The organism is Paenibacillus solani, assembly GCF_001277345.1.
Classification (GTDB): domain Bacteria; phylum Bacillota; class Bacilli; order Paenibacillales; family Paenibacillaceae; genus Paenibacillus_AQ; species Paenibacillus_AQ solani.
In genome coordinates, this window is record NZ_LIUT01000001.1 from 32,676 (window position 1) to 55,937 (window position 23,262).

General features: G+C 48.7%; 23 protein-coding genes, 1 pseudogene and 1 riboswitch. Of the genes and pseudogenes, 21 read left to right on the top strand and 3 right to left on the bottom strand.

Translation table 11 applies throughout. From position 1 onward, the window contains the following. Window positions 1–27 precede the first annotated feature (27 nt). A pseudogene (locus tag AM231_RS29775) lies at window positions 28–384 on the top strand (response regulator); the annotation flags it as partial. A 1,217-nt stretch (window positions 385–1,601) separates the two neighbouring features. Then, window positions 1,602–1,877, top strand: coding sequence for a hypothetical protein (locus AM231_RS00185; RefSeq protein WP_054400781.1), 276 nt, complete (start codon window positions 1,602–1,604; stop codon window positions 1,875–1,877). A gap of 529 nt (window positions 1,878–2,406) precedes the next feature. Here AM231_RS00185 and AM231_RS00190 read toward each other — a convergent pair. Further along, window positions 2,407–3,360 carry a helix-turn-helix transcriptional regulator gene (locus tag AM231_RS00190; protein WP_054400782.1) on the bottom strand — a complete coding sequence of 318 codons (954 nt, stop codon included), beginning with the start codon at window positions 3,358–3,360 and terminating at the stop codon, window positions 2,407–2,409. 129 nt (window positions 3,361–3,489) lie between these two features. Here AM231_RS00190 and AM231_RS00195 point away from each other — a divergent pair, with 129 nt between their 5' ends. Further along, window positions 3,490–4,383, top strand: a complete 894-nt coding sequence (locus tag AM231_RS00195) for an SDR family oxidoreductase (RefSeq protein WP_054400783.1) — start codon at window positions 3,490–3,492, stop codon at window positions 4,381–4,383. A 166-nt stretch (window positions 4,384–4,549) separates the two neighbouring features. On the opposite strand, the gene AM231_RS00200 is transcribed toward AM231_RS00195, so the two are convergent. Continuing rightward, a complete protein-coding gene (locus AM231_RS00200; RefSeq protein ID WP_054400784.1) occupies window positions 4,550–4,807 on the bottom strand; it encodes a GlsB/YeaQ/YmgE family stress response membrane protein in 258 nt (85 codons plus the stop codon). Between the two features lie 205 nt (window positions 4,808–5,012). Between AM231_RS00200 and AM231_RS00205 the strand changes: the two genes are divergently transcribed. From AM231_RS00205 to AM231_RS00265, 15 genes are all read left to right on the top strand, one after another. Further along, the gene (locus AM231_RS00205; RefSeq protein ID WP_054400785.1) at window positions 5,013–5,747 is read left to right on the top strand and encodes an acyl-[acyl-carrier-protein] thioesterase; all 735 of its coding nucleotides are present in this window, start codon (window positions 5,013–5,015) and stop codon (window positions 5,745–5,747) included. A 62-nt stretch (window positions 5,748–5,809) separates the two neighbouring features. After that, window positions 5,810–6,502 carry a response regulator transcription factor gene (locus AM231_RS00210; RefSeq protein WP_054400786.1) on the top strand — a complete coding sequence of 231 codons (693 nt, stop codon included), beginning with the start codon at window positions 5,810–5,812 and terminating at the stop codon, window positions 6,500–6,502. A 9-nt stretch (window positions 6,503–6,511) separates the two neighbouring features. Then, a complete protein-coding gene (locus AM231_RS00215; RefSeq protein ID WP_054400787.1) occupies window positions 6,512–7,498 on the top strand; it encodes a sensor histidine kinase in 987 nt (328 codons plus the stop codon). 553 nt (window positions 7,499–8,051) lie between these two features. Further along, on the top strand, window positions 8,052–8,822 hold the full coding sequence (locus tag AM231_RS00220; RefSeq protein ID WP_054400788.1) for an ABC transporter ATP-binding protein: 771 nt from the start codon (window positions 8,052–8,054) through the stop codon (window positions 8,820–8,822). Further along, a complete protein-coding gene (locus tag AM231_RS00225; protein WP_054400789.1) occupies window positions 8,797–10,722 on the top strand; it encodes an FtsX-like permease family protein in 1,926 nt (641 codons plus the stop codon). The genes AM231_RS00220 and AM231_RS00225 overlap by 26 nt, the downstream gene beginning before the upstream one ends. 86 nt (window positions 10,723–10,808) lie before the next feature. Further along, complete coding sequence (locus AM231_RS00230; protein WP_054400790.1) at window positions 10,809–11,627, top strand: MBL fold metallo-hydrolase; 819 nt, start codon at window positions 10,809–10,811, stop codon at window positions 11,625–11,627. A 259-nt stretch (window positions 11,628–11,886) separates the two neighbouring features. After that, window positions 11,887–12,027: a hypothetical protein gene (locus AM231_RS28915; protein WP_165593357.1), complete on the top strand. Its 141-nt coding sequence runs from the start codon at window positions 11,887–11,889 to the stop codon at window positions 12,025–12,027. Between the two features lie 4 nt (window positions 12,028–12,031). Further along, complete coding sequence (locus AM231_RS00235; RefSeq protein ID WP_242615029.1) at window positions 12,032–12,457, top strand: GNAT family N-acetyltransferase; 426 nt, start codon at window positions 12,032–12,034, stop codon at window positions 12,455–12,457. Window positions 12,458–12,817: 360 nt separating this feature from the next. Beyond that, on the top strand, window positions 12,818–13,984 hold the full coding sequence (locus AM231_RS00240; protein WP_054400791.1) for a bis-aminopropyl spermidine synthase family protein: 1,167 nt from the start codon (window positions 12,818–12,820) through the stop codon (window positions 13,982–13,984). Between the two features lie 62 nt (window positions 13,985–14,046). After that, window positions 14,047–16,182: a DNA topoisomerase III gene (locus tag AM231_RS00245; protein WP_054400792.1), complete on the top strand. Its 2,136-nt coding sequence runs from the start codon at window positions 14,047–14,049 to the stop codon at window positions 16,180–16,182. Between the two features lie 100 nt (window positions 16,183–16,282). After that, window positions 16,283–16,420, top strand: coding sequence for a hypothetical protein (locus tag AM231_RS28920; RefSeq protein ID WP_165593358.1), 138 nt, complete (start codon window positions 16,283–16,285; stop codon window positions 16,418–16,420). A 234-nt stretch (window positions 16,421–16,654) separates the two neighbouring features. Continuing rightward, entirely contained in the window at window positions 16,655–16,918 is a 264-nt protein-coding gene (locus AM231_RS00250; protein ID WP_054400793.1) for a DUF1294 domain-containing protein, read from the top strand. Between the two features lie 119 nt (window positions 16,919–17,037). Further along, window positions 17,038–17,472, top strand: coding sequence for a universal stress protein (locus AM231_RS00255; protein WP_053489925.1), 435 nt, complete (start codon window positions 17,038–17,040; stop codon window positions 17,470–17,472). 127 nt (window positions 17,473–17,599) lie between these two features. Further along, complete coding sequence (locus AM231_RS00260) at window positions 17,600–18,184, top strand: hypothetical protein (RefSeq protein WP_054400794.1); 585 nt, start codon at window positions 17,600–17,602, stop codon at window positions 18,182–18,184. Window positions 18,185–18,281: 97 nt separating this feature from the next. Continuing rightward, the gene (locus AM231_RS00265) at window positions 18,282–18,560 is read left to right on the top strand and encodes a hypothetical protein (RefSeq protein ID WP_054400795.1); all 279 of its coding nucleotides are present in this window, start codon (window positions 18,282–18,284) and stop codon (window positions 18,558–18,560) included. 32 nt (window positions 18,561–18,592) lie between these two features. On the opposite strand, the gene AM231_RS00270 is transcribed toward AM231_RS00265, so the two are convergent. Beyond that, entirely contained in the window at window positions 18,593–19,204 is a 612-nt protein-coding gene (locus tag AM231_RS00270; protein WP_054400796.1) for a histidine phosphatase family protein, read from the bottom strand. 573 nt (window positions 19,205–19,777) lie between these two features. Continuing rightward, a riboswitch (purine riboswitch) is annotated at window positions 19,778–19,879 on the top strand. A gap of 199 nt (window positions 19,880–20,078) precedes the next feature. Between AM231_RS00270 and purE the strand changes: the two genes are divergently transcribed. From purE to purB, 3 genes are read left to right on the top strand one after another with little or no spacing between them, the layout of a single operon-like run. Beyond that, a complete protein-coding gene (gene purE, locus AM231_RS00275) occupies window positions 20,079–20,564 on the top strand; it encodes a 5-(carboxyamino)imidazole ribonucleotide mutase (RefSeq protein ID WP_054400797.1) in 486 nt (161 codons plus the stop codon). Continuing rightward, window positions 20,561–21,748 (top strand): 5-(carboxyamino)imidazole ribonucleotide synthase, encoded by a 1,188-nt coding sequence (gene purK / locus AM231_RS00280; protein WP_054400798.1) that lies wholly within the window; start codon window positions 20,561–20,563, stop codon window positions 21,746–21,748. Before purE ends, purK begins: the two co-directional genes overlap by 4 nt. 3 nt (window positions 21,749–21,751) lie before the next feature. Then, on the top strand, window positions 21,752–23,047 hold the full coding sequence (purB, locus tag AM231_RS00285) for an adenylosuccinate lyase (protein WP_053489919.1): 1,296 nt from the start codon (window positions 21,752–21,754) through the stop codon (window positions 23,045–23,047). Window positions 23,048–23,262 lie beyond the last annotated feature (215 nt).

Below are 23,262 nucleotides of genomic sequence, written 5' to 3' on the forward strand. Positions count from 1 at the left end.
ACAATTAAAAGAGAAGGTGAATCAGCGATGTCAATACGTATTCTGATTGTTGATGATACTAAATTTTTGCGTATGATGCTGACAGATTTATTAACTAGGTTTGGTTATGAAGTTGTCGGTCAAGCAGAGAATGGCTTAGTGGCATTGGAGAAGTTCAAAGAACTAAAACCAGATATCGTCATTATGGATATCACGATGCCTGAGATGGATGGTATTGAAGCGCTCAAGGAAATTCTGGTTATTGATCCTAAAGCCATTATATTAATATGTTCAGCTATGAGCCAAAGGGGTCTTATTTCCAAAGCTTTAAAAGCTGGAGCGATTAATTATGTAATGAAGCCATTTGAACCTGAGCTTGTGAATGATATTATACTCCAGGTTCTTCCAGTCGTTGAGCAAAGGAAATTGGATGAGCAAAAAGAATTAGATGCACAAAAAGAATTGGAAGCACAGAAAGCACAACAAGAACAACAAGAACAACAAGAACAACAAGAACAACAAGAACAACAAGAACAACAAGAACAACAAGAACAACAAGAACAACAAGAACAACAAGAACAGTATGTTAAAGAACAGAATAAAGAAGAAGTAATTACTATAGAAGAGCCCCTAATTGTAGAAGCATCTGTAGTAGAACAATCTGTGATTGGCGCGGAACCTGTAGATGAAGCAGGGCCTGTAGTTGAGAAAGCACTTGTGGTGGCAGAAGAACCTGTAATTGAGGAAGCGTTTGTAGATGCAGATGAAATTGCAGTTGAGGAAGATATTGATGCTGATCCCATGATCGAGCAAGAGGTTGGTGACATCGAAAAGGTGGAATTAGAACAAGAGCAATCTGATCAAACCAGTGAGGAGGAGGAATTTGGATCGCTTATCAGGGACTTTGGAGAAGCCAAGGATCATTTTGAGTTACCTAATGAGATGACTTTTGAAGACATTGTAGAGATAGAAGCGCAGAGTCACGAAGAAGTAAAAGATCAAAGACAAGTGCTGTTAGAGATCGAAGAGATATTAGCGGAAATGGAAAAGACAGTTGCCATGGAAGTTGGTAACAAAGTCGCAGAAGAACTAGAAGAAGAGGTTGAACCAGCAGGTGAAACGGAGACAGAAGAGATCATTGATGTTGTAGAAAAATGTGACGAGATGGACCCAGCAAATGAGAAAATAGAAGAGGTATCCCAATCTTCTTTTCACAATGATTTGCTTGAGGACTTTATTAGCTCAAACTCTAAAGAATCAGGGCAACCTCAATTGGCAGCAACCCAGGAAGCAGAGCAGGACAATGTAAACCATAGTGTGGTCCAAGCTGAGGACCCTGAACCAAATCTTGAACTAAAGAGGAAAAAAATGAGGAATTTTGCTAGTAGTATTATGTGTAAATGGTCAGAAGAAGTTGACAATAAGGAAGTTAATTATTTTCTCGGATATAATGAATACGAACAGTCTATTCGGATTGATATGATCTCGGAGGACGATAAAAGAGAGAGTGTTCAGTTATCATTAGATGGCTTCTCCTTCATAAGCGAATGGCTACAACAAAAGGGTGTTAAGATCGATTTATAAATAGGTTCGAGATGAAGTCAAAGTTAAGGAGGCTTGATATGAAAGCAATGAAGTATAGACATCTAACTTTGTGCGATTCTTACGAACATTCACAGGTCATACCTAAGAAGAATGCAAAACGTATCTTTGAGAAAATTGTTCAGGTATATACCAATAGAGAAGATATTGACGATCGCTACAAATCTTCCAACATGTTTCAGGGTATTCAGAAGATTGACAATGATACCTTATTGATTGTCGTGAGTATTGAAAGTGCTTGGTGGAAACCGAATAAAGGCCTGGTTAGGGAAGATGTATATTATTTTACAGAGTAGACAGTATAAGTCTTGTAATCAATTCAAGCCGCTAACAAACGGTGCTCAGATGAGCTACCCTTGTATGCGGCTTTTTTGGCGTTATGAAAAAATTTATAAGCCTTATATTGACAACTAGATTGGTATTGTTAGAGGTGTCGTATTTGCTTTGTCTATTTATATCAAAGGTGAATGCAACCTTTTTATGCTAAGCCTTACTGTACTTATGAGTGCTGTCTAGTGCTTAGAGTCGACAAGCTTCAAATCGCCCTTAACGTTTCTTTCATTTAAATGTACTTGCTATGTCCTTACCTTACATTATCGTCAAAGACCAACATATGAGGGCTATTTTATCCTGTATGATTGGGGTTATCCGAGCCTCTCGAAACTGTGAGTTTATGGAAGAAACGAACCTGTTATTTAAATATCTTAACATTAAGGTTTTACGACTAAGCTTCGAAGCTTGTGACTTCCTGATATCGCAAGAAAAACTTCTTATAGCTGCGGTCTGTCATCTCAGAAAGCATACGTTGATAGGCCTTTTTCTAATCTATTCGTACAGCCGTGTAATAGCCTTTGCCGCTGTACTGACATGCTCCCGCAGCTCCTGTGGAGCAATGACCTTGATTTCCGCCCCGATGCTAAGCAGAATAGCCGTAGCCGACTCCAGTGTATTGAATTCCAAATCTGCCGATATCCATCCGCTCTGTGGGTTATCTATGTCGCAGCGGAGTATTTTGACGTATCGCTCCCGCTGTAAGCGCTCGGTTAGATTGACGGTCATTCGAACCTGCGCCGGATACTGCGGAAGATTTTGCATGAACCGTGCCAGCGATTCCTCCCAATAATCGGCTAGATTAAAATCAGCCGGGCGCTCGAAGGCTTCCTCGGTCATGACGGCATCAACGATTCTGGATACACGGTAGGTCCGGAGTTCGCCTTGGGATTCGGCCACGACATACCAGGTGCTGCGTTTGGCAACCAATCCGAGCGGATGAATGATTCTTTCGACTAGCTCCTCTCCTTTCATGTATTGAATTCGGGTGATACGATCCAGCCACAGCGCCTCCTGAAGCACGGTAAGGTACGGATGCGTTTCACGGTAGGAGTGCCAGCCGGCACCATCAATATGGATTTTCTCCCGTATCATTTCAGCGTCCTGCCTAATGGAGCGGGGAGAAGAAGCCAATAATTTCTGATAAGCCGCGTCAAAATGCTTACGGATGCCCAAATCTCCGATCAGCGGGCTGTGACTAGTCACAAGCAGGGAGATCAGCTCGTCATGTGTCATTCCGGTCAGGTTCGTTCGATAATTTTCTTCAAGCACCCAACCGCCGAGAGAGCCTCTTTCCGCATAGACGGGAATACCAGCTGAGCTGAGGCTTTCCATATCGCGTATAATCGTTCGTTCCGAAACCTCGAGCTGCTCCGCCAAATAACGGGTGCTCTTCTTACCTCCGTTCTGGAGCATCAGCATAATGGATAATAGACGATCGGCCCTCAAGTTAGGTCACCTCTTTAATATTTGTAGAAATTAATTTTATTGTAGCACGGATATAAGACAAAGGATGTCATATATGACGGGTATGATAAGGATGTTGAGAATATTCAGTATACAGGTGGAGGTTACGCTATGAATAAAAATGAGCTTAAGCCATTACAAGGTAAAGTAGCCGTTGTTGCCGGAGCTACCCGAGGAGCTGGACGCGCGATTGCAGTAATGCTGGGTGCTGCAGGGGCCACGGTATATTGCACGGGACGAAGCATACGGGGACAGGCATCGGATATCAAGCGGCTCGAAACCATCGATGACACAGCGGATATGGTGACAGCACGAGGAGGCGTTGGCATCGCCGTCCATTGTGATCATACCGTAGAGGAGCAAGTTAAGGCATTGTTTGAACGAATTCGCAGAGAGCAGGAAGGACAGCTCGATATCCTCGTCAATGATATATGGGGAGGCGAGAACCTCACGCATTGGAACATCCCGTTCTGGGAGCAGTTTCTATCTGATGGCCTGTTAATGCAGGAGCGGGCGGTGACGACGCATATGATCACAAGTTATTATGGTGTTCCGCTGATGGTGGAGAACGGTGGCGGATTGGTTATTGAAGTCACCGATGGATCTACATATCGCTATCGGGGGAACTTGTACTACAGCTTAGCTAAAATCTCGGCAATCCATCTGGCTGAAGCCATGGCGGAGGAGCTGCGTCCCTACCAGGTAACCGCGCTGTGCGTGACACCGGGGTTTCTGCGTTCCGAACAAATGCTGGATTACTTTGGAGTAACGGAAGACAATTGGCGGGATGCTGCTGCGCAAGAGCCGCATTTCATCGAGTCGGAGACCCCGTATTTTCTGGCACAGGGCGTTGCAGCACTCGCCGCCGATCCCAATGTCGCCAGCAAGAACGGCAAGGCCTTGACTAGCTGGGATTTATCCGATGAATACGGATTCATCGACATCGATGGTCGTAAGCCGCACTGGGGCAATTATGCGAAGAAGAAAGGACTTCCTGTATCTTAGAATAGAATGAAAACCACAAAAAAACAGGGTGACCTGCTGCCGTTGAAGGCAATAGATCACCCTGTTTATTGTGGATCTTATCCAGGAATGGGCTAAAACCGCTGACCGTGACTTTGGGTCTACAGTTCCCCGGTTAAGCACACTCAGGCACAATCCACTCTAGCCGTTATGAACGGCCGCGTCTCATCGAGCCCATGATCAGGCTGACTACAAAGACTAGGACAACGGCACCGATCAGTGCAGGCAGAAGGTAGAATCCACCCATTTCAGGTCCCCATTCTCCAAGCAGGAGGCCACCGAGCCAAGCACCGACAAAACCAGCAATGATGTTACCGATGATACCGCCCGGGATGTCTCTGCCCATAATCAAACCTGCGATCCAACCAATGATACCACCAACGATTAATGACCAAAGAAAACTCATGCTTATCACCTCGTATAAGTTATAGTTGTTTGTGCCTTACTATTAACCAAAGACGTGACTTTTAAACCGAATTGAACATAAACTCGAATAAAAAAAATTCTTCCAGGTCGATGAGAAACTATGCCGTTCTTTGATAAATCCGGGGCTTTTGATTATGCTTGAGGTACTCAAGGTTGTACATGGTAAAGGAGCTGACATGTGACTCATGGTTGAGAAATGGACAGAAGAATACACGATTCAATCCGTTGATGCAGATTTTAAAGGGGAGTGCCGCTGGTCCTCACTGCTTAGTATTTTGCAAAGAGCCGCTGACAGGCATATTGAAGCGCTTGGGATCAGTCGTGAGGAAATGATTGAGCGGGGAATGGGCTGGATGCTGATCACGCTGGAGCTCGATATGCGGCGAATCCCGAGGGATATGGAAACCTTATATGTGGATACCTGGAGCCGCGGCTCCAAAGGGGCGTTATGGCATCGGGATTATCGGATCAAGGACAGCAGCGGTGACATACTTGGAGAGGCTCGCTCGGTATGGGCGCTGGTGGATATTCATAAACGGAAAATTCTGCGTCCGTCCATGTTTCCTTACGAGGTGCCGATCGGTCAGGAAACGGTTGGAGAGCTGCCAAGCAAAGCTGTATTGCCGGAAGGAATACAACTATATGAGGCATACCCTTACATCGTGCGGTATAGTGGAATTGATACCAATGGTCATTTGAATAATGCAAGATATGCAGACTTGTGCTTTGATGTGCTGGATGAGCAGGAGCTGCAGGAAGGCAAAGTGACGGGTTTCAAAATTACATACCATCATGAAGCCAGATGGAAGGACATGATGCTGATCAATCGTTCGGTCGGAGAGAACAATCGGGTGTACGTGCAGGGCATATCGCCGGACGGGACCAACTTTTTTGAAGCGGCTATCGTTAGGGAAACATAAACCATCAGGCGAATTCTTTTCGGAAGGGAAAGAGCGCCTGACGCTTCATGGAGGGAGAACGGATGTACAAAATCATGATCGTTGAGGATGACCCCAAGCTGGGGGGGCTGCTGCAGTCGCATATCGAACGGTACGGAAATGATGGGATCATCATCGAGGATTTCGATCATGTGCTGGAGCAATTCCACGAGATAAAGCCGCATATCGTTCTGCTCGACGTGAATCTGCCAAGCTTTGACGGATATTATTGGTGCCGACAGATCAGGTCGGTATCCACCTGTCCGATTATTTTCATATCCGCTCGGAACGGGACGCCCGATCAGTTAAGGGCACTGGAGAACGGAGCGGATGATTATATCACCAAGCCGTTTGCTTACGATATCGTCATCGCCAAAATCCATAGCCAGCTGCGTCGCGTATATGGCGATTATGCAGCAGCATCCGCCGAGCGTACGGTTGAGAAGGACGGGCTGGTCCTGTATCCCGAACGGATGGAGCTGATTCTCGAGGATCGGACATCCTTACTCACGAAAAAAGAAACAATCCTCCTGGAGACGCTGCTGAGCCGTAGCCCCCGGCTGGTCACACGCGAGACGATTCTGGAGAAGCTGTGGGATGATACGTTCGTTGACGATAATACGCTGAGCGTGAATATTAACCGGGTACGAAAACGGCTTGCGGAGTTAGGGATTGAGAATGCGCTGGAAACGATCCGTGGCTCCGGGTATCGGCTGCACACGGTTTGGAAAAGGTAAGGGAAGGCTATGAAAAAGCTGTTTTGGCGTGAGCAACTCCCCCTGATTCTATTTACGGTCGCCGAGTTGTTCGTGGTGCTGCTTGTATTCTGGTATGACGGTTATGATCATCCGGTTACAGCGGCTTATGCCGTTTTCCTCGGTCTGACCATTCTGGGCGGGTACTTGGCATTCCGGTATTTCACGCACCGGGATTTCTATGAGCGGCTGTCGCAGCCCATCAGGTCGCTAGAGGAGTCGATCAAGCATAATGAATCGGCCCCGCTGCCTACGGCCCTTAGCGAGCTGATGGAAGAGCAATACCGTCAATACCGGACGGTCATGGAAGAATGGGAGCGCCGGCGGAAAGAGCATATGATCTTCATGAATCAATGGGTTCATCAGATGAAAACGCCGCTTTCCGTCATTGAGATGATCACACAAGAGGATGATAACCACTCCTTCAAGAGTATATCCGAAGAGTCCGATCGGATTCGGCGCGGGCTTGAGATGGTGCTCTACATGTCCAGGCTCGAAACCTTTGAACAGGATTTCAGCGTGGAGCCCGTGAAGCTTCATCAGATTGCAGTCGATGTGGTCCACGAGAACAAGCGCTACTTTATTCACAGTCATGTGTATCCGGAAGTTCGAATAGACTCGGACCTCACCGTCCAAACGGATGCCAAGTGGCTTCGGTTCATCATACTGCAGCTGCTGTCCAACGCCATCAAATATTCCGCCGGTACCGGGCTGAAAGTGACGATCCAAGCCCACCGGAGCGAGGATCACCGCCATGTTGTGCTGGAGATCACGGACAGGGGGATGGGCATACCCAAATCCGACATGAAGCGGGTGTTCGACCCGTTTTATACCGGGGAAAACGGGCGCAAGCTGAAGGAATCCACCGGCATGGGCCTGTACCTCGTTAAGGAGGTCGTCCATAAAATGAACCACCGAATCGAGCTGGAATCCGAGCCGGGGAGAGGAACGACCGTGAGGTTGATTTTCTCGGGGTGAGGCCTGCTTTGTGTAGACGCTTTTGGGTGGTCAGTGTTCAATTATGGGAGTTGCAGGGGACATTCACGAAAATGGAGTTATGTAGGTAAAGTATGTGCTGGCAAGATTAAGTTTGATTTCTTGTTAAACTTTGGATTGAATCACCTAAATACTTTATGATAGCACCTTATCTCGGGTAAATGATGGTTGTCGAATACATCATGAAGCCTTGAGATAAGGTTCTTTCTTTTGTTTTAAATCATGAGTAGGTATCGGCACACACCAGCGAAAGAGGACGAAACGATTTCGAAGAAGCGAAGCGGTCGCCTTTGCACCCGAATTTTCACCATAGTGTATCGTTCAGAAATTTGGGGGCAACAGCGATCGTAGGAACGTTACGTACTCGGAGCGGCCTAGAGAAGAACATATGTGACTAATTCGATCGCACGCCTTTAGTAAAATATGAATCTTACACCGATGTAAGATTGGTGAAAGAGTGATCGATAGGAGAAGCTCCGGGGATGCTATACACTAACCTTACAAGATATGAAATAACGAAGGTGAGGTTTACAAGATGGAAATACTAAACGTGCGCAATCTGGGCAAAGTCTACAAGGCCGCGGTGTCCCACGAGGCGCTTTCCAATATCAATTTGAGTATTAACGAAGGGGAATTCGTTGGCATTATGGGACCTTCCGGCAGCGGGAAAACGACACTGCTCAACATGATCTCCACCATCGACCGTCCAACGTCCGGGGAGATCCACATTGGCGGGGAAGATCCGTTCCGTTTATCCCAGGATAAACTCGCGATGTTCCGCCGCCGTGAGCTCGGATTTGTCTTTCAGTCCTTCAACCTGTTGAATACACTGACTGTGAAGGAGAACATCCTGCTGCCGTTGGCACTGGACGGGGTAGATCTGGATGAGATGAACCGCCGGGTGGGCATATTGGCCGAGAAGCTGGGCATTACATCGATTCTGGATAAGCGGACTTACGAAATATCGGGGGGACAGGCGCAGCGGACGGCCGTAGCACGGGCCATGATCCATGTACCGAAGCTGGTTCTGGCCGATGAACCGACGGGCAACCTGGACTCCAAATCGGCGCGCGACGTTATGGAGATCATGGACCGAAGAAACAAGGAAGACAAAGTGACGATGCTATTGGTTACGCATGATCCGGTTGCCGCAAGCTACTGCAATCGGGTGGTGTTTATTAAGGACGGTCAGTTGTACAACGAAATCACGTACGGTGAGAGCCAGTCGGCCTTTTATCAAAAAATCATCAATGTGTTATCGCTGCTGGGAGGTTCGGGACATGAATTTTCGCCAGTTCGCCATTAACAATGTCCTGCGCAGCAAGCGCACGTATATCGCCCATTTCCTAAGCAGTGCCTTCTCGGTCATGATTTTCTTCACCTATGGGTTGCTTTCGTTTCACCCGCAGCTGAAGGATGGCCTGGTCTCCTCCAGTGATACCATGTCCATGCTGGGTACGATGGGCATGACGGTATCCCAGTACATTGTGTTTGTCTTTTCGTTCTTCTTCCTGCTCTATTCCGTGGGGGCCTTTATCAAAGTCCGGAAGAAGGAATTCGGCATACTGCTGATTCTCGGAATGTCCCGCAAACAATTGAACCGGATGCTGTTCATCGAAAATATATTGATTGGCGTTGCGGCGATCATAGCCGGTATCGGGACGGGTGTGCTGTTCTCGAAACTGATTCTGTTAATCAGTGCCAAGCTGCTGGCCGTGGATAACGGACTTCCGTTTTATTTTCCGCTCAAAGCGCTGATCATCACAGCAGCGGCCTATGCCGTCCTGTTCCTGCTGATTGCACTGTGCTCCTCGCTCATGCTGCGGAAGGGTACGCTGCTTGCGCTCGTGAAAGCGGAGGAAAGTCCCAAGCCCCAGCCTAAAGCCTCGCCTTGGCTGGCCGTGCTGGCTGTCCTGTTGATTGGTGCCGGGTACGGCATGGTTATGGCTTTTGCGATTCTCCAAATCTTTAATTTTATTCTACTGCTTGGAGGAGTTGTTCTTGTTGTCATCGGCACGTATTTTCTCTTCACCCAGTTCAGTGTGTTCTTCATGCGGTACCTGCAGAAGAAAGAGCGATTCTTCTTCCGAAAAACCAATCTGCTGACGATCTCGGAGCTGCTGTACAGAATCAAGGACAATGCGGTAATGTTCTTCCTCGTTTCGGTCATTTCGGCATCTGCCTTTACAGGGATCGGGACTACGCTCGCCATTGGAGATCCGGGCTTGTCGGCCATGGAGAACCCTTATGCCTACGCATACTCCATGTATGATCAGAACGCTGATACAAGGAATCGGCATCTTGATATCATCAGGGAGGAGCTCAAGAAGGGCGGATTCAATTACAAGGAGGCGGAGGTGACCCCGATTTTCTCGGATAACGGGGTGATGCTGATTAAGCTTAGCGAATATAACAGCCTCATTCAGTCGCTGGGTTACCCGGCAGAAACATTGGATGACCTTGAAGGGATCTTGACTCCGGGAACGGTCTCGGAGAAGAACAGCTACCGAATCGACGGTCCCTTGAATGATCAGTTCGAGGTATTAAACGGCAAGAAATCGGAAACCGTAAAAGTACTTAAAGCCGAAACATTCATTGCTGTACCTGGAGCCTACGGCGAGATACTGGTCGTATCTGACCGTTTGTACGAGGATGTGTTCCAGGCACAACAAGATCAGGAGTACGGTTTCGTGGCATACCATACGTTTTACGTACAGGATTGGAAGAATACAGGGGATGTGTCTAGAGCGATTCGTGATCGTCTCAGTGAGAAGGAAGACTACAGTTACTTAAAAACATTGTATTTGGATTGGAAAAGCTCCCAGCAGCAGAACGGCATTCTGCTTATGGTTAGCGGCCTGGTCGGCATCGTGTTCTTCACCTTCGCGGCAAGCTTTGTTTATTTCCGGCTTTATTCGGATCTTGCTCGGGACGAACAGCAGTATCGCATGATTGCTAAGGTTGGCCTCAGTAAAAAAGAGCTTGGCACCATCATTACCAAGCAGCTTGTCATTATGTTTTTCCTGCCGATGCTGATCGCACTCATTCATAGCGGCGTTGCCTTCGTAGCCCTGCAGCAGCTGGTAGACTTCTCGATCGTTGAACACAGTTTGAAGATCTTCATCTTCTTCCTGAGCATACAGATCATTTATTTCTTTATTACTCGCTGGCGTTATTTGGATCGTCTCAACAAAATCATTCAGTGAAAATCGCCATTTCTTCGTTGAAAAGTGCCAAAACGGGTATGTTATTACAAGAAGCACTTACAACGAGAAGTGGGGGCGATTCCATAATGAATGATCACAGCATGTTAAAGACGGGTGCCGTAGAGACTGAAGAGATTACGCCGGATATTCTATCTTTGCGTACTGTAATGGTGAACGTCCAGATGATCGGTACGCCTGGAACGGGAGATTGGGTACTGATTGATACGGGACTCGGAAATTTTGAAGGCTCCATTGTAGAAGAAGCGGAGAAAAGATTCGGAAAGCCGCCGGTTTGCATCGTGCTTACGCACGGCCATTTTGACCATGTCGGGAATGTGAAGGCATTGGCGGATCGCTGGAGCGTACCTGTCTACGCTCATCAGAGCGAACTGGCGTTTCTTACGGGAAAGGAAGATTATCCTCCCGGAGATCCAAGCGTAGGCGGCGGATTGATGGCCCGTGTTGCCCCGATCTATCCGAACAAAGCCATCGATCTGGGCTCCAGGATACAACCACTGCCGGAAGACGGCAGCGTGCCGGGTCTTCCTGAATTCAAATGGCTGCCGACACCGGGCCATAGCCCCGGCCATATCTCCCTGTTCCGTGCACGGGATCGAGTCCTCGTAGCGGGAGACGCGGTCATTACGGTGAAGCAAGAGTCGGCGCTTGCTGTCATCGGGCAGGAGAAGGAGCTGCACGGCCCGCCGATGTATTTTACGCCGGATTGGGATCGTGCTCGTGAATCGGTTCGCCGCCTGGCAAGCCTGAATCCCGGGATTCTGGTCACGGGACACGGGGTATCCATGCGGGGTGAGGAGCTAACGGCTTCCTTGGAGCGGCTGGCCCTGGAATTTGACCGTTTGGCTGTTCCCGAGCATAGACGATATGTGGATAGGGATATGTAGTGAACAGAATAGGAACACAATGATAAGTTTCATGACATGAATGATTTATAGGCTAAACGAGACACCGTGAGGGGGATGACCTTGCGGTGTTTTTTATATGATGAATATTCAATATGGAAATGAATAACGGAATTGTGCGAAAATGAAGGTGATCTAACCAAGTTTTTTATAAATAATTTAACTTGCGTGAACCTGGGCACGTTCTCAAGCATCTAAACTTATGTAAGGCCTAGGAAGTGTTGCAAAGGAGGTCTCACAAGTGAACAAAAATAAGAAATCCAATATAGAGCATGATGTTTGGCGTGCCAAGCATGGGGATCGGGAAGGCTTGTGGAAGACTTCAAAATTATTCAAAGATCATGGGGTGCAGCGGCTTAATGGGGACGAATCAGAATGTTAGATTGATGGACAAATCCGACCTTGAACCATGCTCGGAGCTGATGCTCAAGGTCTTTAGCGGCGAACCCTGGTTCGACCAGTGGGACTCCGTGCTGCATGTACAGCAATACCTCGCGGAATTCATGGATAATCCGGTGTTTATGGGATTTGTTATCGAACAGGAGGGCAAGATCCTGGGAGCCTCTTTTGGTCATACGAAGAGCTGGTATAGCGGTAAGGAATACTGTATCCAGGAGTATTATATCGATACCGATCTACAGGGCGGCGGACTAGGTTCGGCATTAATGCATGGCATAAAGGGGTATTTGAAATCGATTAACATTCATTGCATGGTGCTGCTTACGGAAAAGGATCTTCCGGCGGAAGATTTCTATCGAAAACACGGTTTTGAAGTAAAGAAAGATATTATTTTTATGGCCAACAGGTTTTAATCGGCGGGATTCATATAGAAAATAGGGAGTTGTCTTGATGTCGGTGCGTGTTCTTAACTAACCAAATTTTATAGGACTCTGGCTTGTGCTTTTTGCGGCAAAAACCCACTTCATGTGAGTTTTATTTGTCATGCGCGATGGTTCTGAGTCCACCTGGTTAAGAACACAACAGCCATCCCTTATATATTGACTGTACAGCCGTGCTCTGGGCACGGCTTCCCGCTTGGGGGACAGAAGATGGACGATGGTTCATGGGCTTCTGTCCCTTTTTTTTCATTACTGCAGCACGTATGGGGGTCACGTGTGTTCTTTTCCAGGGGTAATAACAAACTCATATTCAGGAAAAGAGCGTGATTTCACATGATCCATTATATAGAAGAAGTGAAAACCAAGGTTCGTCTGCAGGAAGGCGTCCAGGTGATCGAACAGCTGCTGGTAGCGAGTTATATGCGGCCCGGTATATCAACCAAAGAGTTGGCACGTCATACGTATCTGCCGGTTCCGGTTGCTTCGGCGATCAAGAAGGAGCTCATCAAGGCAGGGGCTCTCATTCAAGACCGGGGGGTCCGCTGCACCGATTCCGGGAAGTCCTATATTGAATACGAGCTGGGGTATGGAGGCATCGACATAGATCTGTATCAGAAGCTTCTGGCCGGCGAAGTCGATTGGCAGGAGGAGCTTTCTGATGTACTAGCGAGGCTCACGGAGATTCTGGAGATGCGTCCGCAAGTCGATGTACAGATTGACCAATCCCAATGCACGGTAGAGACGAGTTTGCGGAGGGCGATTCTGTGTCTGAGGGAGCACTGTCTGATCGGGAAGAACATTCTGTGTGTTGGCGATGACGACCTGGTGAGCATCTCGCTTGGTCTGCTGCTTAAACGGCTGTTCCCGCACGCGAAGGACCAAAGAGCCGCCATTACGGTTATGGATATCGATGAGCGATTCCTGCGATTTATCCAGGGCGCGGCTGCAAAAGAAGGCTTATCGGTTACATGCAGGCATATCGATCTCAGGCAGCCTTTGCCTGAGGGCTTGAACAGGCAATATGATTGCTTCTTCACGGATCCGCCATACACGCTACAAGGGCTGACTCTGTTCTTATCCAGAGGCATTAGCGCGCTGAAACGCCAGAAGGGATGCCCCATCTTTCTCTCCTTCGCCCACAAATCTCCCGATTTTACATGGTCCATGCAGCGTGAATTCGTCCGTATGGGTTTATCGGTAAAGCAGGTCCTGCTTCATTTCAATCAATATATTGGAGCGCAGATGATCGGTAATAGCGGTCAGATGATCGTGTTAACAACGACGGAATTTACGGCGCCGCGTGTTACAGATTCTTTCGAGGATGAGCTCTACACAGGCGAGGTTAGGCGAACCGTTCGAACTTACAGATGCATCCAATGTCAGGGTGAGCTGCAGGTGGGCGTGCAGGGTGATTTTTCCACGATCGAGGATTTGAAGAAGCAGGGCTGTCCGGTATGCGTCAATCATACGTTCACATGGCTGGCTAAGAAAACGATCTGACTTATCTTTGTGGAAACAATCGAGGGGAGGTTATAATAGGGGAATAGAGGAAGGGGAGGGCTATGAAAGTAATAGTATTGGCTGAGAAGCCGTCCGTTGCGAAGGAAATTGCGAGAGTAATGGGCAGCCGCGAGAAGCAGAAGAATTATTTTGAAGGACCAAAATATATTGTGACCTGGGCGCTTGGACATTTGGTAGGACTTGCCGAACCCGAGGACTATGATAAGAAGTACCAGACCTGGGTTCTGGAGGATTTGCCCATCCTGCCGGATAACACAAGGCTTAAGGTGCTGAAGGAAACAAGTCACCAGTTCAAGACGGTCCAGCATCTGATGAAGCGCCCGGATGTCGGCGAGATGATTATTGCCACTGATGCTGCCCGTGAAGGAGAACTGCTTGCGCGCTGGATCCTCAAAATGGCGAAGTGGAACAAGCCGTTCAAACGGCTGTGGATTTCTTCCCAGACGGATAAGGCGATCAAGGAAGGTTTTGCATCACTCAAGCCGGGGCAGCAGTTCGACAGGCTGTATGAGTCCGCACGCTGCCGGGCGGAAGCGGATTGGATGGTTGGGCTGAATGTGACGCGTGCGCTGACGACCAAATTTAATGCACAGCTGTCGGCAGGCCGGGTTCAGACGCCAACGCTCGGAATGATCATGGACCGGGAGAAGGAGATTGTGAATTTCCGCTCCCAGGAATATGAGACGCTGCAGGCGGATCTGGGGAGCTTTGAGGTATCGTGGCGTCCGGCCGGCGGAGACGGTCGTCTATTCGAGAAGGATAAGGCGGCCAAGCTGAAGCAGAAGCTGGAGGGCAGCACCGGAAAAATCGTCAGCGTGAAAAAGAGCGAAAAAACCGAACCGCATCCGCTGGCATACGATTTGACCGAACTGCAGCGGGATGCCAACCGCCGATTCGGGTTCTCGGCCAAGCAGACCTCGAATGTGCTGCAGCGCCTGTATGAGCAGCATAAGCTGGTCACCTATCCGCGTACGGACAGCCGTTACCTGACATCCGATATGGTCGGAACGTTGAAGGAAAGGCTGTCGAGCATTGCCATCGGGCCTTATGCGTCCATTGCTCGTCCGTTGCTGCGTAAGAACTTATCGCCAGGCAAACGGGTCGTGGATGACAGTAAGGTTACGGATCATCATGCCATCATTCCAACCGAACAAACCGTGCTGTTGAATCAGTTATCTGTCGATGAACGCAAGCTGTACGATCTTATCGTACGCCGGTTCATCAGCTTGTTCTATCCTCCTGCCCGTTACGATAACGTATCGGTTACAGTTCAGATTGAGGGGGAGCAACTTTACGCGAAAGGGACTACGATCAAGGATAGCGGCTGGCGTGAGGTATACGGCGGCGATTATGATGATGACGCTGACGACGAGCAGGATGATGCTCCGGGTCAGTCTTCAGGCAAGCTCCTGCCGGAGCTGAGAGAAGGAGAGTCGGTGAAGGTGGTCCGCTGTGTGCTGAAACCGGGACGTACCCAGCCGCCAAAGCGTTATAACGAAGCGGCGCTGCTCTCCCAGATGGAGAAGCACGGACTTGGAACTCCCGCGACCCGGGCTGATATCATCGAGAAGCTGGTTAGCTCGGACACGATTGAACGGCAGGGGCAATCCCTCCATCCGACAGGCAAAGGCAAGCAGCTGATTGAGCTTGTCGCTCCAGAGCTGAGAACACCGGAGCTCACGGCGCGCTGGGAGGCCGAGCTCGAACGGATTGCGAAGGGGCAAGGCAAGCCGGAACCATTCTTGCGCGGAATACGGGACATGACCAAGAAGCTGGTCACGGATGTGAAGGGAAGCGAAGCGGAGTATAAACCGCATAATGTCTCGAACAGCCACTGTCCGGATTGCGGGACAAGACTGCTGGAGAAGAAGACCAAGCGCGGCAAGCTGCTAGTCTGCCCGAGTGACGATTGCGGCTATAAGCGTTCTGGAGAGAAACGTCTGTCCAACCGACGCTGTCCGCAGTGCCATAAGAAAATGGAGATGAAGGAAGGCAAAGCAGGTCTCTTCGTACAATGCCTTGGCTGCGGGATTACAGAAACGTTGAAGAAAGACGCCAAGCATGTGAACAAACGCGAGGAGCGGAAGCTTGTGCAGCAATACAGCAAGCCGGAGTTTATCGGTTCCAATCTGGGCGATCTGTTGAAGGCCGCCCTGGAACAGAAGGGGAAGGAATAACCTAACTCAACGGATCTCGGCTACGTGAACAGCGGTATATTGCCGGCTGGAGCATAACCTGGGGTAGAATAGTTCATTCTACGGACAGGGGGTGATTTGCATGCCGCATCATAAAGCGAGAAAAAGCGAAAATCAGCAGAACAAATCCAGCATTCTTGAGGAGAGCAAAACCCTCAAGCCGAAGAAAGCTGCAGACTATGTTCCAAGTCTGAACGAAATACCAAAGAATGAATCATAAGTTTTCGTAAGTTGTTGAAGATAGTCTGGTTGACATTATCCAAAGGACACGGTCCGTTTCGTTGCTCGCGATCGGTCGGTGTCCTGATAATGGCACCACTCCAAAGATGGGCTGGTCGGATGCAAGGCCAGATCATTGTTTTCATCAGCCTGCAGTTTTATAATAAGGATAGAGCGTATAGCTGATGGCTGGTTGGAAGAATCGATCAGTTGGAATGGAGGTGCATGAACCCACTTGAAACCTGCACTGATCGTTTGGATTGTTTTTATCAATGCAGTTGCCTATCTGGTCATGTCAGACGATAAACGTCGTGCTCGTATGGGAAGGGACCGCGTGCCGGAGAAAACCCTTTTTCTGCTTGCAGCCATAGGCGGAGCCTTGGGGATATGGATTGCCATGTACCGCAAGCGTCATAAGACGAGGCATTTGACTTTTAAAGTCGGTGTTCCGCTGCTGCTCATCGTCAATGTTGCATTGTATACGTATTTCTGGGGCTAATGCTGATTATTCTGGATACATAGGCACGCTGAAGCTAGTTAGGAAGCTCGATTCATACTGGTATCATATTGTTTAATTATATGTAGTAGGTCTTTTAACAATAGAAAGAGGTGGCCTGTATGCTTTTTACTAAAATTCTTCTAGCTTACGACGGCTCCAAAGCAGCGAATAAAGCGCTCGGACGTGCGGTTGAGCTTGCCAAAGTAACGCCGGGAGCGACGCTGGATGTCATTCATGCTTATGATTTTCCGCGTTTTTTTGTTGGAGAAGGGCTTGCACCGATTCCAGCTTCACTTAATAAAGATGTCTACGATCTTGCCGTACAGACGACAGAGGAAGTCCGTGAAAAGATCCAAAACTCCGGCGTCAATGGTCAAGTGGAGATGATCCAGGGCCCTCCGGCCGAAGTCATTCTGGAATATGTGGAGCAGAACGGCAATGACCTCATTATCATCGGCAGCCGTGGTCTTGGGGGCATTCGCGAATTTGTACTGGGCAGTGTCAGCCATAATGTGGTGCAGCATGCAACAGTTCCGGTACTGGTGGTCAAATAATACAGCTAGGGACGCTAAGGCGTCCCTTATTTTTATACATATCATTCAACACGACACCGCTGCTGATTATGCTAAAAGGCGAATTCATGTACAAATGGGAAGGTCAAGGTATAGGAGGATGGTTAACATGTTATTAAAAAAGAAAAGTACGATTATTTCTCTTGTGTTGACTTTAATCCTCGCTGCAGCAGCTTACTATTACTTTGCCATTTATAATTCCGTTCGTGACATATCCTTACCCGCTACCTACAAAGGGTTTTCAACTGCACAAGCATTATTCGCCGGTGCTGATTTGGTTGTGGTTGGGAGTCCAATTAAAGACTTTGAGGATCGTGAAGTGATTTTGAAAGAGCATTCCAGGGGCATTATCGAATATATTGTAACCTCTACAGAAATTAATGTAGAAAAGGTATTGAAAGGGCCAAAAGAGGATGCTGTTAATCTTAAAGTGATAGAACCTATCGGTTTAAGACAGACTTATAGAGGCAAAGAAAGAATAGCAAGTGATGGATATACCGCGTTGAAGAAAGGCAGCCAGTACGTTATATTTTTAGGTAATAACACGTTTGGTCAGTACAGCGTAATTAATATGCAAGCTGGAAAATTCAATTTTGATGGAACGGATCCAGATGACCTATCAGGAGAAGAGTCATTTAATAAGCAAAGAATTTTCACAGAACTTACAACGGATTTTTCTCAGGAATTAAAATAAGGCGGGATTATCCCGCGGGACGCTATAGACGTCCCCTATATGAAATCCTAAGACGTAGTGCGCATGACAACAAATTCATTGGGAGAGGGGAGTCATTATGGAAATTATTCTTCTTATCATCGTAGTTGTTCTAGCAGTTCTTATGATCTCCAGCCGTATGGCGGCCATCGAGAAACGAATGAAGCAGCAGCAGGCTGTTTTGAACCAAATCGCCAAACATCTAGGCATTCCCGAACCGCCAGTTCATGAAAAAGTCAAAAGGCTGCTTCGCGAAGGGCAGGATATCAAGGCAGTTAAAACTGTCAGGGAGGAATTGGGGTTATCTTTGCTTGAAGCCAAGCAGTATGTAGATGCATTCAAGGATGGTGAACAGTAGAACAGTTGAAAGCAGGGGCAGATTTCATTCAGTTATAGGTGAGGTGTCGCATTCTCTAGGGTGAGTTCTAAGCGTCCGCCGCGGTATTCGATCTTGTGCAGGCTGGTATTTGCCGCCGGGAAGAACGGGTTCTTATTACTCCATACGATATCCTTCATTATATGGTAAATGATATTGATAACTCCGCCGTGAGTGACCACCAATACGTTCTCGTTATCGTTTATTGCTAGCTGGTTCTGGCATAACCTCATGAAGGTTTCCTTAATCCGCGCAAAATTCTCCTGGGGACTCTCACCGCCAGGGTATCTTTCGTCCATCCGTAAGCTGGAAAAATACAATCCGGGGAATTGTTCTTCAGCTAAAGCGTGGGGCATACCGGCGAGCAGCCCGTTGTTGGTCTCCCTCCAGTCCTCAGAGGCATGAGAGGGCAGGCCGAGCTGATCGGCAAGGATGGCAGCAGTCTGAGAAGCCCTCTGTAGATCGCTGCATACGATCCGGTGGATATTAAAATCATGCTTGTGTTCACTAAGGTACTGCCCCAGCTTCTCCGCTTGCCTGATTCCTTCATCTATAAGCCCCCGCTGACTCCACCCACCGCGGTATCCTTCTTCATCTTGACCATGTCTAACGAGATAGATAGCCATTGGTTCCTCCTTAGAAATAGATTTTTCTCTGTGATTCATATAAATTTCGGACTAAATGTTTTGTCGTATTTAATTCTAGTGGCGGATCTTAAGATTTCGACACTCAACTCCATCTTCCTTGTAGTAACTAATGAAAGAGCAGAATACGGCCTTATTTTATTCTGCGATAATACTTTTCCCTTACCCTCTATACAGCAGCAAAAAAGTCCGCGCTCCAGCGGAGCAGACGAATCGTGGATGGAGAAGCGAAGCGTTCGCCTTTAAACACGGGAAACTTCCTTACATAGTTCCATCCAGTTTCCTGTGTTTAACAGCGATCGGAATCACGATACGTCAGCGTAGCGACGACTAATCTACCTATGTACTGCTCAGGGCTTTTTCATGCCCGACAGCTACCGATGCTTTATTATAATGCCCGCAACTCCAAAGAAGTGTTTGCTGCTGCAATGCTCACTCGCCAGATACGAACATTATTTTTTCGATAAAAGATATTGTTCGTGTTTAGGTTGACATGGAGTGTCAGAAGTTGATAAACTGAGGATGTTGGGGTTCTAAAAAACTTATAAAGCGTAATTAATGAAATTAAATACTTCTCGTATAAAGCCGGGGATATGGCCCGGAAGTCTCTACCCGGAAACCGTAAATTTTCGGACTACGAGGGAATACAAACGGTGCGGCAGCAGTGGGGCTTTTAGCTACATGTTTGTCTCTTTGGCGGCGGATGCGAGAAGACTCTTCTGCTTGACATAGGCAGCAGCGTTCGTAATCCTATTCATGTCCGAGACCTGCACAGACTTTGTGTTTACGGGATCGGACTTTTTTTTCAGTAGTTCACTATAGCATGATCGAATTTCGAAGAAAGCGGGGGTAACTGATGACAGCACAAGTAGGAGTCATTATGGGAAGCCAATCGGACTGGGAGACGATGTCACATGCATGTCAAGTGCTGGACGAGCTTGAAATCGCTTATGAGAAAAAAGTCGTTTCTGCTCACCGGACGCCGGATCTGATGTTCCAATATGCCGAGGAAGCGGAAGGCCGGGGAATTCGCGTTATTATTGCTGGAGCCGGCGGAGCCGCTCATCTTCCCGGAATGGTCGCTTCGAAGACCGTTTTGCCGGTCATTGGCGTACCGGTTAAATCGAAGGCGTTGAAAGGTCTGGATTCATTGCTATCGATCGTGCAAATGCCGGGGGGGATTCCGGTAGCGACCGTAGCTATTGGCAAAGCGGGAGCAACGAATGCAGGATTGCTGGCGGCTCAGATTTTAGGTACCTCGGACGCAGGGATTCGCGCAAGAGTGCAGGCGCGTCGGGACCGGATCCGTGACGAAGTGCTGGAAAGCAGTGATAACCTATGATGGAAAGCGGAGCAGAGCAGAAGCAAACCGCGGGTAGAAAGATTCTTCCCGGTTCTGTCATTGGTGTTCTTGGAGGCGGGCAGCTGGGGCGAATGATCGCGCTCGACGGAGTCCGAATGGGATATTCGTTCGTTACCATTGATCCAACGCCGAAATCTCCGCTTGGCCAAATAGCAGAACAGCTTACCGCCCCTTATGACGATGTGGAGGCTGCCCGGCAGCTCGCCGCTAAGGCGGATGTCATCACATACGAATTTGAAAATGTCGATGCGGGCGTGGCCCGGCTTCTGGAGGAGCAGTCTTATGTTCCTCAAGGAAGCAAGCTGCTGTATACTACGCAGCATCGCTTGCGCGAGAAAGCTGCGATCGAAGCAGCTGGCGTGCCGGTTGCGCCGTATCGTAAAATAACTAGCTTGGAAGATTTGAAATCTGCCGCTTCTGAACTTGGCCTTCCCTGCGTACTCAAGACTGCCACGGGAGGTTATGATGGTAAGGGGCAGGTGGTTCTCCGCAGCGAGAACGAACTGGAATCCGCATACAGGGAGCTGGCCGCCAGCGGAACTGAACTGGTGCTCGAGAAATTCATCAAGTTCGCATGCGAGATCTCCGTGATCGCTGCGCGAACGCCTAGCGGTATCGTGAAGAGCTTTCCTCCGGCAGAGAATGTGCACGTCAACAATATTTTGCATTTGTCGATTGTACCTGCGCGCGTGTCGAGCGAAGTCATGCGCAAAGCCTGTCAACTCGCAGAACGCGTGGCTGAGAGCATGGAAGCCGTTGGGCTGCTGGCTGTGGAGATGTTCGTGACCGAGGACGGAGAGCTGTTCGTAAACGAGCTTGCGCCTCGTCCACATAACTCGGGTCACTATACGATGGAGGCTTGCTCAACTTCCCAATTCGAACAGCATGTGAGAGCGATCTGCGATCTTCCGCTTGGCGACACTACGCTTCTGAGCCCGGTCGTTATGGTAAACCTGCTCGGACAGCATGTGGAGGAAGCAGTAAGGCGTTTTGGAGAGCAAGACGAGCTTGCAGAGTCTCTCGGGGTTGTGCCTAAACTTCATCTATACGGCAAGAGTGAATCGAAGGTTAACCGCAAGATGGGACATATCAACCTCTTGTGCGGGGATGTCGATGCCGCTCTCGAATGGGTAGAGAAAATGAATATTTGGAGGCAGGATTAAACGATGATTGAACGTTATAGCAGACCAGAAATGCGGGCAATTTGGACCGAGGAAAACAAGTTCAGAGCATGGCTTGAAGTAGAATTATGTGCTTGCGAGGCCTGGGCAGATCTGGGCGTCATTCCGAAGGAAGACACTGTGAAGCTTCGCCAGAACGCAACCTTTAATATAGATCGGATCTATGAAATCGAGCAGGAAACCCGCCATGACGTCATCGCCTTCACCCGTGCAGTATCTGAAAGCCTTGGCGAAGAGCGTAAATGGGTCCACTACGGATTGACATCTACGGATGTAGTGGATACCGCAACGGGGTATTTGCTCAAGCAAGCTAATGAAATCCTGGAGCAGGACATCCTGCGCTTCATCGGTGTTCTGAAAGAGAAGGCACTAACCTACAAGCACACCCCGATGATGGGCAGAACGCATGGCGTGCATGCAGAGCCGACGACTTTCGGTCTTAAGATGGCGCTCTGGCATGAAGAAATGATCCGCAATCTGGAGCGTTTCCGCCATGCGGCTGACGGCGTGCAGTACGGCAAAATCTCGGGTGCTGTTGGAACATATGCCAATATCGATCCTTCAGTGGAAGAATTCGTCTGCCGCAAGCTCGGTACGAAGCCAGCGCCGATCTCAACCCAGACACTGCAGCGTGACCGTCATGCGGAATACATGGCTACGCTCGCGCTCATCGCTACATCGCTCGAGAAGTTCGCTACCGAAGTACGCGCACTTCAGAAGAGTGAGGTTCGTGAAGTAGAAGAAGCATTCGCCAAAGGGCAAAAGGGCTCCTCCGCAATGCCGCATAAACGTAATCCGATTGGTTCGGAGAACATCTCCGGTCTTGCTCGCGTCATTCGCGGTCATATGGTATCTGCTTACGAGAATGTGTCGCTGTGGCATGAGCGGGATATTTCCCACTCCTCGGTAGAGCGGATCATTCTGCCGGATGCGACAATGCTGTTGAACTACATGCTGAACCGCTTCGGCAACATCATCAAGAACCTGACAGTCTTCCCGGAGAATATGAAGCGCAACATGGCTCGCACATTTGGTGTTCCTTTCTCGGGTCGCGTCATGACCAAGCTGATCGACAAGGGCTTCAGCCGCGAGCAAGCGTACGATACCGTACAGCCGCGCGCTATGCAGGCATGGGAAGAGCAGCGCCAATTCCGCGAGATCGTGGAATCCACACCGGAGATCACCGAGGTGCTGAGCGCCGAAGAGATCGAAGATGCGTTCAATCCAAGCTGGCACCTGAAGCATGTGGATACGATTTTTGCCAAGCTGGGACTGGAATAGTTTAAATACCGGATTGGACCATATTTAAATAAGATCTAGAGAAGATCTTTTTCTACAACGGAGAAGGCGGAATTGTTTTGGAGAAGCGCGAGCGGTCTCCTTTGCCCCCGGATTTCAGCCATTAAATTGTATGTAATAGAAATCTGGGGGCAACAGGGATCGGAAAAATAATCCGCATTCGTAGTGATGATATGCAGAGCTATCTCTAGTCCAAG